Annotated in this window: 11 protein-coding genes; all 11 read left to right on the top strand. The window is 38.1% G+C overall.

What is annotated here, in order from left to right; genetic code table 11:
* The first annotated feature begins 126 nt into the window (after window positions 1-126).
* The 11 genes from MKY87_RS12710 to pseC all read left to right on the top strand — a co-directional run bounded on the left by MKY87_RS12710 (window position 127) and on the right by pseC (window position 13,278).
* Entirely contained in the window at window positions 127-2,253 is a 2,127-nt protein-coding gene (locus MKY87_RS12710) for a glycosyltransferase family A protein (RefSeq protein WP_340964698.1), read from the top strand.
* 23 nt (window positions 2,254-2,276) lie between these two features.
* On the top strand, window positions 2,277-3,269 hold the full coding sequence (pseB, locus tag MKY87_RS12705; RefSeq protein ID WP_339788530.1) for a UDP-N-acetylglucosamine 4,6-dehydratase (inverting): 993 nt from the start codon (window positions 2,277-2,279) through the stop codon (window positions 3,267-3,269).
* 11 nt (window positions 3,270-3,280) lie between these two features.
* Window positions 3,281-5,092 carry a thiamine pyrophosphate-binding protein gene (locus tag MKY87_RS12700; protein ID WP_339788532.1) on the top strand — a complete coding sequence of 604 codons (1,812 nt, stop codon included), beginning with the start codon at window positions 3,281-3,283 and terminating at the stop codon, window positions 5,090-5,092.
* On the top strand, window positions 5,089-5,970 hold the full coding sequence (locus MKY87_RS12695; protein ID WP_339788535.1) for an NAD-dependent epimerase/dehydratase family protein: 882 nt from the start codon (window positions 5,089-5,091) through the stop codon (window positions 5,968-5,970). Before MKY87_RS12700 ends, MKY87_RS12695 begins: the two co-directional genes overlap by 4 nt.
* Before the next feature lie 63 nt (window positions 5,971-6,033).
* Complete coding sequence (gene rfbF, locus MKY87_RS12690; RefSeq protein WP_339788537.1) at window positions 6,034-6,813, top strand: glucose-1-phosphate cytidylyltransferase; 780 nt, start codon at window positions 6,034-6,036, stop codon at window positions 6,811-6,813.
* On the top strand, window positions 6,795-7,922 hold the full coding sequence (gene rfbG, locus MKY87_RS12685; RefSeq protein WP_339788540.1) for a CDP-glucose 4,6-dehydratase: 1,128 nt from the start codon (window positions 6,795-6,797) through the stop codon (window positions 7,920-7,922). The genes rfbF and rfbG overlap by 19 nt, the downstream gene beginning before the upstream one ends.
* Window positions 7,882-9,225 (top strand): lipopolysaccharide biosynthesis protein RfbH, encoded by a 1,344-nt coding sequence (gene rfbH, locus MKY87_RS12680; protein ID WP_340964693.1) that lies wholly within the window; start codon window positions 7,882-7,884, stop codon window positions 9,223-9,225. The genes rfbG and rfbH overlap by 41 nt, the downstream gene beginning before the upstream one ends.
* 3 nt (window positions 9,226-9,228) lie before the next feature.
* A complete protein-coding gene (gene pseG / locus MKY87_RS12675; RefSeq protein ID WP_340964691.1) occupies window positions 9,229-10,326 on the top strand; it encodes a UDP-2,4-diacetamido-2,4,6-trideoxy-beta-L-altropyranose hydrolase in 1,098 nt (365 codons plus the stop codon).
* Between the two features lie 78 nt (window positions 10,327-10,404).
* Window positions 10,405-10,953, top strand: coding sequence for a formyltransferase family protein (locus tag MKY87_RS12670; protein WP_340964689.1), 549 nt, complete (start codon window positions 10,405-10,407; stop codon window positions 10,951-10,953).
* On the top strand, window positions 10,950-12,014 hold the full coding sequence (pseI, locus tag MKY87_RS12665; protein WP_339788552.1) for a pseudaminic acid synthase: 1,065 nt from the start codon (window positions 10,950-10,952) through the stop codon (window positions 12,012-12,014). Before MKY87_RS12670 ends, pseI begins: the two co-directional genes overlap by 4 nt.
* Before the next feature lie 67 nt (window positions 12,015-12,081).
* Window positions 12,082-13,278, top strand: a complete 1,197-nt coding sequence (gene pseC, locus MKY87_RS12660; RefSeq protein WP_339788555.1) for a UDP-4-amino-4,6-dideoxy-N-acetyl-beta-L-altrosamine transaminase — start codon at window positions 12,082-12,084, stop codon at window positions 13,276-13,278.
* Window positions 13,279-13,373 lie beyond the last annotated feature (95 nt).

Raw genomic sequence — 13,373 nt, 5'->3', positions numbered from 1 at the left:
TTATAATGAACATTGCCGATATAACTTATTAGACCTGTTAAGAGGTATTGGTATGAGAAGATACCAGACCTATGGAAATTTTGCTAACCTATATTAACTTACTTACGATTGAGCGGAGCTGAAATAATGAATCCTGAAAATGCTGTGGTACAAATGAAAGGATATATAGAGGCTGGAAATTTAGAGTTTGCTCTTGAAATTATGAGATCTCTAGATGAAATTATGTTTTCTGATCCAGAATTTATTAGTGCTAAAGCTATACTTCTCTTAAGTATGGGACAGCTCAAAGATGCAGAAGATACTTTGATAGATGGTCTATCCAGATATCCGGAGTGTAGTGATCTATATTACAATTTAGGTTATATTTACTTCGAAAATGAACTTTTTGTGGGAAGCGCCATTTGCTTCGCTGCTTACTGTCGTTATGCAGATAATTCTTCAGAAGATATTAAAAGTATAATAGCTGATATTGAAAATAAGATGAAGCAAATTTCGAAGATTTATATTGTTTTCAATAGCTTCAGAACTGCGACGGACCAAGACTTTGTCCTTATAACTGAGAAACCTTTTGGGGAAGACATAGTATTTATGTTGCTAACTTTTATCTTAAGGATGTGGGACAACCGAATTTTTTATCTTTCTGATCCTATTGAAGTTGAACTTCACGATTCTCTTCAACCTGAGTTGAGCGATTTCATGAAAATTATCTTCGAAAATATAGAGAACAAAGATGGTGTTCATCTCATCCGGCCACTGATGTTTCAATCGAAAAATAATATTTTCGATACTACACCTTATATTATTAAGAAAATTACTGATGAACGTAGTATCCATCAGCACTGTAGTATCATTTGCAATTCAATATTACTTGATAGGATTGAGGACGTTGATACTGTTGATGGCATAGGTAATCGTTTCGAGATTGTATTTGCTCCTGCAGATCGTGAAGTGAAAGATGTATTATCCTATAGTTTTTTTGGTGATTACTATAATACTTTAAATAAGCTCTACAATGTTAGTGTTTCTAAAGATTGGAGTGCACCCTCTTTACTAATAAGCATTGTGATTCCAACCCGTAACAATGCGCAAACATTGGAACATACACTCAAAACATGCCTCTACGATCAAGGGAATGATTTTGAAGTTGTTATTAGTGATAACAGTTCTCTTGATAACGATGACACTCTACACCTTATTCAGCGCTTAGATGATCCACGTATTAAATACTACCGTCCTGATCGAGAACTGCTACTAAAAGAGAGCTTTGAGTTTGCTTATTGTCAAACGAAGGGTGAGTTCATTTTCTCTATAGGATCCGACGATGGGGTGCTACATCATGGTGTGGAGAGGCTGAGGAACATACTCAAGTATTTCCCAAATGAAGATGTAATCCTTTGGGATAGATTGTTATATTTTTGGCCTGGTGTAGGTAATGGACAGGATGATCAATTTGTTATTCCAACATGTTCTTATCAACCGGAGCACTTAGAGGCTGGATATATTAACTGCAATGACTCTCTTCAGGCTATTCTGAATTTAGAAGTTTCCATGTATTCTCTTCCAATGGGTTACATAAATTCAGGGTTTCGACGAAGCTATATACACAAAATAATTGAGAAAACAGGAAAATTTCTTGACGGTGATTCACAAGATATCTACATGGGTTTGATAAACTATGCATTGAACGAACGTGTACTTTATATAAAACATCCGATAACAATTGCAGGTATGTCTTCACATAGTGCTGGTATTCAAACCTCAAAAATGCTCAAGTCCAGTGATGCAATAAGGGAGTATAAGGAAAAAAACAATCAATTTGCTACTAATAGAATTTATAATACTAAAATACTTCCCCTGCGAGGGTTCTCTGATAAATGGTTGTTGTTCAATCAGTTTGCTAAAATATGTCAGAAGAGGATCGATCCAAAATTTAATTTAGATCGACTAAACTGGAAGCTAGCGTATTCATCGTGTGTTGAAGCTCTTTCGGCGACAGATCCCAGTCTTCAAGAAAGAATTAATGAATATGAAGTTTCCTCAAAAGCCCTTGGAGACGAAAGTTTCAGGCAGTGGTTCAAAGAAACCTATTCGGGCAACCCCGACTTTAAAGGTTTGAGTTATGTTGAGTCTATTGAAAAACGATACAGTCGAGGGATTCAACAGGATAGCTCACTTGTGTTAGATGCATCTCTTTTTGAAGTCGAAAATATATATGAAGCTTGTGGATTGTTCCATAAATTATTTCGTATCTAAAACAATATAGTTAGGGTGATACCATGCTTAATGATAAAGTAGTACTGATAACTGGAGGAACGGGAACCTTCGGTCAATATTTCACTGAGTATCTATTAAATAATTACAAACCGAAAAAAATTATAATTTTCTCCCGGGACGAGTATAAACAGTTCTTAATGAAGAGTAAGTTTAAGGAATATACAGATGTCCTAAGATTTTTCATCGGTGATGTTAGGGACTCTGATCGTCTTATGCGAGCATTTGACGGAGTAGACTATGTTGTTCATGCAGCTGCTATGAAGCAGGTTCCGGCATGTGAGTACAACCCGATTGAAGCAATTAAAACGAATATTAATGGCGCAACGAATGTCATTGATGCGGCTTTGGATCGCAATGTGAAGAAGGTTGTTGCACTCTCAACGGATAAAGCAGTAAACCCTATAAACTTGTATGGTGGTACAAAACTGGTTTCTGACAAACTTTTCATTTCTGCGAATGCTTACACAGGAGGGACCAAAAGTTCTTTCTCGGTTGTACGTTATGGAAACGTTGCAGGAAGTCGAGGATCCGTCATTCCATATTTCAAAGAATTATTGAGTAAAGGAGTCTCGAATCTCCCGATTACTGATTTTCAGATGACGCGTTTTTGGATTAGTTTAGACCAAGGCGTTGAGCTTGTAATGAATGCTTTGGCGAATTCCCGTGGTGGAGAAACTTACATTTCAAAGATCCCTTCTTTTAGAATCACAGATTTAGCGAAAGCTATGGCTCCATCTCTTGAATTACAACAGGTGGGAATTCGCGAGGGAGAAAAAATGCACGAAGTTATGATCACGTCAGAAGATTCAGCTTTTACCTATGAGTATGAAGATTTCTTCGTCATATATCCGAATATGGATTGGTGGATTTATGACGAAAGCAACTATATTCCTGGGGGTAAAAAAGTTCCGGCAGGTTTCGAATACAACTCTGGCACAAATAAAGAATGGCTCACAGTTGACCAACTAACCGATCTGGTAGCACGGATGGAATAAGGAGATTTTTCATGATAAAAGTATCTGATTATGTCATTCAATTTATCGAAAACGTTGGGGTGAAGGATGTTTTTCTTATTTCTGGTGGTGGAATGATGCATTTGCTGGATTCGGCTGAGCGTTCACCATCCCTGAATATTATTTGTAATTTAAATGAACAAGCTACGTCTATATGTGCAGATAGTTATGCTCAATATACGAATAAATTAGGGGTATGTCTCTTAACAACTGGACCGGGAGGAACAAATGCTGTCACAGGTGTAACTGCATCTTATTTGGATTCTAATCCAGTTATGGTTATTTCTGGACAGGCCAAATCGACAGACCTTGTAATGGACACCGGGGTAAGACAGGTGGGGGCCCAAGAGGTAGATGTGGTGGCTATTTCCAAACCGATTACTAAATATTCAGTCATTGTACTAGACAAGGAAAGCATTCGTTACCACTTGGAGAAAGCACTTTATTTGGCGACTAGTGGGCGTAGGGGCCCTGTTTGGATAGATATTCCTCTTGATATCCAGGGAGCAATAGTAGACGAGACTAAACTTTATGGGTTTAGTCCTGAAGAAGAAGGTTTTACGAATAAAACTAGTATTATCGACAAAATGAAAATCACAAAAGTATATGATTTGTTGAATAAAGCTAAACGACCAGCCTTTTTAATTGGACATGGTTTGATTGCCTCAGATGCTATAGAAGACTTCCGACTACTTGTACGCGAGTTGGGCATTCCTGTTCTTGCTTCGTGGAGAGCCAAAGGGGTTTTCTCGGATTCCGACCCGCTTTATTTTGGCCATCCAGGCTCGCCAGGAGCACGATTCTCCAACTATATCTTACAGAACACTGACCTTTTAATTGTTATTGGAGCACGTTTAAATGCACCAATGACAGCTTATAATCTTGGAAACTTTGCCCCAAATGCAAAAAAAGTAGTTGTTGATATCGATGAAAACGAAATCAAACGACTCTCAGTTCCACTTGCAGAAAGTATAGTGAATGACTCTTCTTCATTTATCCTAGCTATGCAAAAACAAATTGAACAATTTGACAAACCAGTTTTGACCGATTGGCTTGCTTATTGTCAGGAAATGCGAGAAAAATATCAACTTTCAAAAGAAAAACAACCATTTGAAGACAATGGTTCTGTAGATGGATATAGGCTTGGCTACGAGATTAGTCGTAGGAGTTCACAAGATGATATTTTGGTTGGCTCATCATCCGGACGTACTTGCGGTATCTCACATATGGCTTTTAACGTTCAACAAGATCAAAAATTTATTACTTCAATGGGATTGGGGTCTATGGGCTTTACGTTACCTTCTGCTATAGCATCTTCTATTGCTGGCGGCAAACAGAGAACTATAGCTTTGGAGGGAGATGGAAGCTTGCAACATAATCTACAAGAGCTTCAACTTATATCGACATACGATCTCCCCATTAAGCTGTTTGTATTGAATAATGGTGGTTACGCTTCTATTTATGTAATGCAGCGTAATCATTTTAAATCAAATTATTCGGCGTGTAACTCAGATACTTCACTCGAATTCCCTGCTGCTGAGAAGTTGGCAGATTTATACGGATTAGACTACTATCGAATCGACCATAATGATAAGTTGGATGAAATACTTGACCAAGTGATGAAAGACAACCGCCCAGTTTTATGTGAAGTTATAGGAAGTATAGAATTTGATGAAATTCCTAAGGCGATGACAAGGGTTAATGACGATGGAACTTTAGTCTCTTCTTCACTAGAAGATTTATATCCTTATCTTTCCGCTGAAGAGGTGCGCGAGAATATGAAGGTTTCATTGGACACAGAATGAAGCGGCTATGGATTACAGGGGCTGGGCCAAACGGGTTCATTGGACGGAATTTGAAAGAACATTTAGAGAAAACCCATCAAGTATTTGTAACATCAAGTACGGAATTAGATCTCTGTAACCTGGATCAAGTTATGCGCTTTATTGATAAAAATCGAATTAATTGTGTAATTCATGCTGCGACGTATACTAAGCGGAATCTAAATCCAGGAGCAGAATTGGACGCTAACTTAAAAATGTTCTATAACCTTGAATTCTGTCACAACCAACTGGAAAAGATTATTTATTTGGGTTCTGGGGCGGAGTTTGATAAGGGCCAAGGAATTGATTTGGTATCAGAAGATGAGATAGGTCGAAGTATTCCTGATAATGCTTATGGTTTTGGTAAATATGTGATGAATCACGCTACTCGAAATTCCGAAAATATATATAATCTCAGACTCTTCGGTGTTTATGGTAAATATGAAAACTGGAGAACAACCTTCATTTCAAATTTATGTTGTAAAGCCATCTTTGATTTACCGCTTTCCATCCGACAGGATTGTTCTTTTGATTTTCTTTATATTGATGATATTTTTCCTGTTGTAGACTGGTTTTTAGAAAATTCACCTGCGTTTCATGATTATAACGTTTGCACTTCTGCACCGTACGATCTTACTGAAATAGCACGGATAGTTCTGGATGTTGCACGAAAAGATTTGCCAATAGTTCTACTTAATAATGGCCGCAATATGAACTACACTGGTGCGAACAATAGGTTGCGAGACGAAATGCCAGGTTTTTCTCCCATGAATTTACGGAGTGGCATTGAATTGTTGTATAACTGGTATAATCAAAATCGTGAATTAATTGATTATAACGTGCTGATTCAGACTAAATAACGTTTTTCTACGATTATATTTAACGACAGCAAATTGGAATTGTGAATAGAGAAGGGGTGTCGAATGAAAGTTGTATTGTTGGCAGGTGGACTAGGTACAAGGATCAGCGAGGAATCACATCTGAAGCCAAAACCAATGATTGAAATCGGCGGTAAACCCATACTTTGGCATATAATGAAGATTTACTCTAGTTTTGGTTTCAATGATTTTATTATTTGCCTTGGATATAAAGGTTACGTTATAAAAGAATTCTTTTCCGATTATTATCTTCATATGTCCGATATCACTTTTGACTTCTCTAATAATAATAGTATGACCATTCATAACAATAGTGTAGAGCCTTGGCGAGTTACATTGGTAGACACGGGACTCGAAACACAAACCGCCGGTAGAATTAAAAAAATTGAAAAGTACGTACGAAATGAAAGGTTTTTTCTCACCTATGGTGATGGAGTGAGTGATATTAATATAGATGTTTTGCTAAAAGAACATATCAAATCAGGCAAAATAGCAACCCTGACAACAGTTAAACCAGATGGTCGATTTGGATTGCTTGAAATTAATGAGGATAATACTGTAGAGAATTTTCAAGAGAAAGCAGTAGATAATAGCTCATGGATTAATGGAGGCTTTATGGTTTTGGAGCCTCGAGTGTTTGAATATATAAGTGAAGACGATAAGGAATTTTTTGAAAAAGAACCCCTTAAAAACTTGGCTCATGATGGACAACTTTATGCTTACAAGCATCATGGGTTCTGGAAATGCATGGATACACAAAGAGATAAGTTTGCTTTAGAGGACTTGTGGAAAGAGGAGCATCCTCCATGGAAACTATGGAAATAAGACTAGATATGCTTGAATTTTATCGAGGAAAAAAAGTGTTCGTTACAGGACACACTGGTTTTAAAGGAAGTTGGTTGTGTCGTCTATTACTGAATGCGGGAGCCAAAGTTTCCGGGTATTCCATGGAACCGGATAAAGAGAGTTTATTTAACACACTAAATTTGGATAAAGAAATCGAGAGCTATGCAGGTGATATCAAAAATATCGATTTTCTTTGTGATGTAGTGTCCAAAGTACGCCCTGACATTGTATTTCATTTAGCTGCGCAGCCTCTTGTTCTCCAGTCATATGCTGATCCTGTAGGGACTTTTAGTACAAATATTATGGGTACTGTTCACATTCTTGAAGCGGTTCGACGGTGTAATTCTGTTCGGTCTACAGTTAATGTTACAACTGATAAAGTCTACGAAAACAAGGAATTCTTATGGGCTTATCGTGAAAACGAAAACCTATGCGGGATTGACCCGTACTCAAATAGTAAATCTTGTAGTGAATTGGTTACGTTTAGTTATCGTAACTCCTTCTTCCATTCGATTGAGAGTCAAGCGATATCTACGGCACGCTCTGGAAATGTAATTGGAGGTGGCGATTTCTCAGCTAACCGTATCATTCCTGATTGTTTTCGTGCAGCAAGCAAAGGCAAAGCTATAATGGTGCGTTCTCCTCAGTCGGTTAGACCGTATCAACATGTTTTGGATTGTCTAGATGGTTACTTACTGCTGGCAAAAAAGCAGTATGAAGAGAAAGAACGGTATGAAGGAAGTTACAATTTTGGTCCCTCTGATGAAAATTGTTTGACAACAGGGGAATTAGTCGATCAGTTTTGTCATTACTGGGGGGATCAGCTTTCTTGGTTCACTCAGGGCGACAGTGTACACCATGAAGCTACGTATCTAAAAATAGACAGTATGAAGGCAAGAACCATTCTTAAGTGGAAGCAGAAGTGGACAATCACAGAGGCGGTCGAGAAAACTACAGATTGGTACAAGAATTTCCTCAATGAAGGTGGAAATGTTGCAACTTATACGGATACTCAAATTTCGGATTACTACGGGAGTGTAACTAAAAATGTCAGCGGACTTGAGAACTCAAATTCTAGCTTTGGTTAATGATTATTACAATGAGCATCACAAACCCAAAAACTCTTTTATTCCTGGAAATCGTATTCCTTATGGTGGACGGGTTTTCGATCAAGAGGATATGATTAACCTCGTAGATTCTTCACTTGATTTTTGGCTGACTGCGGGTAGATATGCCGAGGAGTTCGAGGAGAGCCTTGCACGATATGTGGGCGTGCGATTTTGTTCACTTGTCAATTCGGGTTCTTCTGCTAATCTAATAGCATTCATGGCTCTTACTTCTCCTAGGTTAGGAGACCGAGCTATTCGGCGTGGAGATGAAGTCATTACGGTTGCAGCCGGTTTTCCTACAACCGTGTCTCCAATTGTTCAATTTGGAGCAATACCTGTTTTTGTGGATGTTAATATTCCACAGTACAATATTGATTGCAGTCAATTAAAGGATGCTTTATCAGATAAGACGAAAGCTGTCATGATTGCGCATACACTCGGGAATTCGTTTAATATTGCACAAATCCGTAATTTCTGTGATGAACATAATCTTTGGTTAATTGAAGACAACTGTGATGCTCTCGGGGCTGAATATGAAATGGATGGACAATGGAGGAAGACTGGATCTTTTGGCGATATTGCTACGTCAAGTTTCTATCCAGCTCATCATATTACGATGGGGGAAGGCGGCGCAGTATTCACAAAAAATGGTTTGCTTCACAAGATTATTCGTTCATTTCGGGATTGGGGGCGTGATTGTTGGTGTGATTCTGGAATCGATAATACTTGTGGGCGTCGTTTTGATGGACAATACGGAGAACTTCCGTGTGGATACGACCATAAATACGTGTATTCTCATTTCGGGTACAATCTGAAAGTAACTGACATGCAGGCGGCTGTGGGTTGTTCCCAATTGAAAAAATTGCCATATTTTGTTGAGGCAAGAAGGAAAAATTGGGAGTACTTATATTCATCACTTGTGGATTTTCAAGATAAGATCATTTTACCGGAACCTATGGCAGATTCTAAACCAAGCTGGTTTGGATTTTTAATTACGGTGAAGGAAGGAATAAATAGAAATAAACTGGTGCGATATTTAGAGGAACAAGGTATCCAAACTCGGATGTTATTTGCAGGTAATTTATTGAAACACCCATGTTTTGATGAAATGCGTAAAGAAGGTAAGGGTTATCGTGTGGTAGGAAACTTAGAACAAACCGATCAGATTATGGATAACACATTTTGGATTGGGGTTTATCCTGGTATGACGGTTGAAATGTTAGACTATATGTCAGAGAAGATTAAGTTCTTTTTAAATGAACAACCTAGAGGAAGTATATAAAGTATGAGAGTTGTAATAAGGGCAGATGCCTCCCTTCTAATTGGTACCGGACACATTATGAGATGTCTAACGTTGGCTGAAAAACTCATAGCAAATCAACATGAAGTAGTATTTATATGTAGAGAACATGCTGGTAATATGATCGATTTTATTAGAAGCAAAGGTTATAAAGTGTACGTGCTTTTTGGGGTTGATCATAAGGAAAATAGCTTGAATTGGTTGGGTGTCAACTGGGATACTGATGCACAACAAACAGTCGATTGTTTAAAACAAGAAAGTGTTGTTGATTGGGTAGTGGTCGATCATTATGCAATAGATTGGCGTTGGGAAAAGCAAATTTTATTGTACAGAGAAGCGATTCGAATATTTGTTATTGATGACCTGGCTGACAGGAGGCATATTTGTGATGTTTTTCTAGATCAGAATTTGAATCAAAATTCGCTCACAAGATATAAAAATAAATTGCCAGATACAGCCACAACATATTTTGGTCCCTCCTATGCATTATTAAGGAATGAATTTATTATTGCTCATAAATTAGTGGAGCCTCGTAACGGTAACATTAAGAGTATTACTGTATTTTACGGTGGAAATGATTCAACCGGAGAAACACTTAAGGCAATAAGGGCATTAAAGCAACTATCATTAGAACAAATTAAGATCAAGATCATTGTTGGTCAGAACAACCCTAAACGATTGGAAATTATGCAAAGTTGTCTTAATTTGCGCAATTTTATCACTGAGGATCATGTTTCTAATATGGCAGAGTTGATGAAACAAACCGATTTATTTATTGGCGCAGGCGGATCGACGACTTGGGAGCGGTGCATACTTGGGGTTCCGTCCATTACTACTGTGTTAGCAGACAATCAAAAAGAGATTACTAAGGCTGTAGAACATTATGGGGCCACATGGAATCTGGGTGAACATTGGACTGTTACAGAAACAACAATTATCCAAGCTATCCGCTATGCTGTTAATCATCCGTTAGAAGTACACAAAATGTCTAAGCGATGTTTGGCTGTGATAGGCAATTATCAAGGTTCTTCTGTTATTATTAATAAAATGATGTCACTAACGGAATATAAAAAAAGTAAATAACTTCAGCATTTTGAAAGTGGGTAGATTGTCATAAATGTTCTTTTCTTAGGTCCAACTAACTCTGATATAAATGATTATTTGATATCCCAGGATTGCCAAATAAGTCAAACGGAAGAGCCGATTCTTCTAAAGGGACTCTTAAAGAAAGACATTGATTTTATTATTAGTTATAGGTACAGACACTTGATACAAAAAGATATTGTCGATTACTTTCAAGGGAAGATTATTAATCTTCACATCTCATATTTGCCGTGGAATCGAGGTGCTGATCCAAATTTGTGGAGCTATTTGGAGAATACCCCCAAGGGCGTCACTATTCATCTTGTTGACAGTGGCCTTGATACGGGCGATATTCTCGTACAGCAGCTTATTGAAGAAAATATCGAGGACACGTTACACACAAGTTATCAAAGACTCTCAAATACGATTGAAAATTTATTGATTGTATCATGGCATTCTCTTGTGAATAGAGAAATAAAACCCGTACCTCAAAGTTTATTCGAAGGAACGACTCACCGATCAAGAGATAAGCAAGAATATATATCGTTATTAACAAAGGGGTGGCATACACCTGTTGCACATCTTATGGGTAAAGCGTTAAAAAAAGGAGAGGATAATAACATATGAGAGTTCAACCACCTGATATTAAAGTAAATGATTATATAATTAGTGCGCACAATGCGCCCTTCATTATAGCTGAAATGTCGGGTAATCATAATCAATCTTTGGAACGAGCCCTTCAGATCGTAGACGAGGCAGCAGCAGCAGGCGCTCACGCTCTTAAGCTTCAAACTTATACGGCGGATACAATGACTTTGGATATAAATACAGGTGATTTTTTTATCAATGACCCAAACAGTCTTTGGAAAGGGAATTCGTTATATTCTCTATACCAGCAAGCCTTTACTCCATGGGAGTGGCATAAGCCTATTTTCGATAGATGTAGGGAATTAGGAATGATAGGCTTTAGTACACCTTTCGATGAAAGTGCAGTAGATTTTCTTGAAGAGATGGGTGTACCAATCTACAAAATTGCATCATTTGAGAATACGGATCTCCCATTAATACGTAAAGTGGCTTCAACAGGAAAGCCAATGATTATTTCAACTGGAATGGCAACGGTTGCTGAACTAGATGATACGGTTCAAGCTGCTAGAGAAGCCGGTTGTAAAGATATTGTGTTGTTGAAGTGCACTAGTACTTATCCTGCAACTCCTGAAAATACAAATTTGTCTACCATTCCTCATATGAAAGAGTTATTTCAATGTCATGTTGGTTTATCTGATCACACTATGGGAGTTGGCGCAGCAGTTGCTAGTGTAGCTATGGGTGCTACAGTGATTGAGAAGCACTTTACCTTACAGAGAGCAGACGGAGGAGTGGATTCCGAATTTTCGTTGGAGCCAGAGGAATTACAAAGTTTGGTTATTGAAACGAAGCGAGCGTGGCAGGCCATTGGAAATGTAAATTATGGCACTCTGGACGGAGAAAAGGCCTCGCTTAAGTTTCGCCGTTCACTTTATGTTGTCGAAGACCTGAAAGAAGGACAAATTCTGAGTGAGCAGAATGTGCGAACCATACGCCCCGGATTTGGATTATCTCCTAAGTATTACAATCAGATACTAGGCAGAACAGTGAAAAGTGATATTCCTAAGGGGACTCCTGTTACATGGGATATATTGGGGTGATTTTTTTAAACAAGACTTACCTTGAGTTGCTATAATAGCATTTACCTTTTGAAATGGAGGTTTTCTAATGAGTCGTTTGGCTGTTCATGGTGGAACTCCGGTAAGGGATTCTTGGTTGCCGTATGGGCAACAGTGGATTGAAGAGGAAGATATAGCTCAGGTGGTAAAGGTACTTCAAAGTAATTTTCTTACTCAAGGTCCTGCCATCCAAGAATTCGAAAATCAAGTTGCCTCCTATGTCGGTGCAAAATATGCCGTTGCATTCTGTAATGGAACTGCTGCCCTTCACGCTGCTTGTAATGCAGCAGGTATAGGGGTAGACGATGAAGTTATTACAACACCATTAACGTTTGTAGCGAGTAGTAATTGTGTGCTTTACCAAGGAGGAAGACCAGTCTTTGCTGATATTGATCCAGAAACATACAATATCGATCCAAAAGATATTGTAGCAAAAATTACTTCCAAAACGAAGGCGTTAATTCCGGTAGATTTCACAGGTCAGCCTGCTAATATGGAGGAAATTAATGACATCGCTCGCGAGTTTGGATTGGTTGTCATTGAGGACGCTGCACATTCCCTTGGTGGCCGTTATAAAGGGAATAAGGTAGGTACAATGGCTGAAATGACTATGTTTAGCTTTCATCCAGTGAAGCATATAACTACTGGTGAAGGCGGGGTTATTGTCACAGATAATGAGGAGTATTATCAGCGTATGCTTTTATTTCGAAGTCATGGGATAACTAGAGAACCTGAGAGATTGATGTCTGATCTCCAGGAGCCATGGTATTATGAAATGCAGTCCCTTGGCTACAATTACAGAATGACAGATTTGCAAGCAAGTCTGGGTTCCTCTCAGTTGAATAAATTGGAGTCTTTTTTGAATCGTCGAAGAGAGATTATTCAGTTATACAATCAAGCTTTTGAAGAAATGGAGGGTGTCGCAACTCCATTTCAAGATCCTGATTCTGATTCCGCTTGGCATCTATATGTACTGAAACTTGATCCGGAGCAACTTCGAGCGTCGAGAAAGCAAGTATTTGAAGCTCTTAGAGCGGAAAATATAGGGGTTAATGTTCATTATATTCCTGTTTATCTTCAGCCATATTATCAAGAACTTGGATATAAAAATGGAAGTTGTCCTGTTGCCGAAGCAGTTTATGAACAACTAATTACATTGCCTTTATACCCAAAAATGACTAATTCTGATGTTAATGATGTCATCATTGCAGTAAATCGAATATTGGAATATTACCGCATTCAGTAATTTATTTTATGTGTTTATCTAAATTAGATTTTTTGAGTAAAGATGACGCTTTGTATGCAAGCTTTAGCGAGCAGCTCCAATATGTTTATTGTAAT

The sequence above is a fragment of the Paenibacillus sp. FSL R7-0198 genome, assembly GCF_038000415.1.
In the GTDB taxonomy this organism is placed as follows: domain Bacteria; phylum Bacillota; class Bacilli; order Paenibacillales; family Paenibacillaceae; genus Paenibacillus.
Note: the sequence above shows the minus strand (reverse complement) of the source record. Positions and strands in the feature narration are given on the sequence as shown.

Excerpts from the sequence above, each read along its gene's own strand:
- MKY87_RS12710 (WP_340964698.1), top strand. The coding sequence starts at position 127 with ATGAATCCTGAAAATGCTGTGGTACAAATGAAAGGATATATAGAGGCT.
- pseB (WP_339788530.1), top strand. The coding sequence starts at position 2,277 with ATGCTTAATGATAAAGTAGTACTGATAACTGGAGGAACGGGAACCTTC.
- MKY87_RS12700 (WP_339788532.1), top strand. The coding sequence starts at position 3,281 with ATGATAAAAGTATCTGATTATGTCATTCAATTTATCGAAAACGTTGGG.
- MKY87_RS12695 (WP_339788535.1), top strand. The coding sequence starts at position 5,089 with ATGAAGCGGCTATGGATTACAGGGGCTGGGCCAAACGGGTTCATTGGA.
- rfbF (WP_339788537.1), top strand. The coding sequence starts at position 6,034 with ATGAAAGTTGTATTGTTGGCAGGTGGACTAGGTACAAGGATCAGCGAG.
- rfbG (WP_339788540.1), top strand. The coding sequence starts at position 6,795 with ATGGAAACTATGGAAATAAGACTAGATATGCTTGAATTTTATCGAGGA.
- rfbH (WP_340964693.1), top strand. The coding sequence starts at position 7,882 with ATGTCAGCGGACTTGAGAACTCAAATTCTAGCTTTGGTTAATGATTAT.
- pseG (WP_340964691.1), top strand. The coding sequence starts at position 9,229 with ATGAGAGTTGTAATAAGGGCAGATGCCTCCCTTCTAATTGGTACCGGA.
- pseI (WP_339788552.1), top strand. The coding sequence starts at position 10,950 with ATGAGAGTTCAACCACCTGATATTAAAGTAAATGATTATATAATTAGT.
- pseC (WP_339788555.1), top strand. The coding sequence starts at position 12,082 with ATGAGTCGTTTGGCTGTTCATGGTGGAACTCCGGTAAGGGATTCTTGG.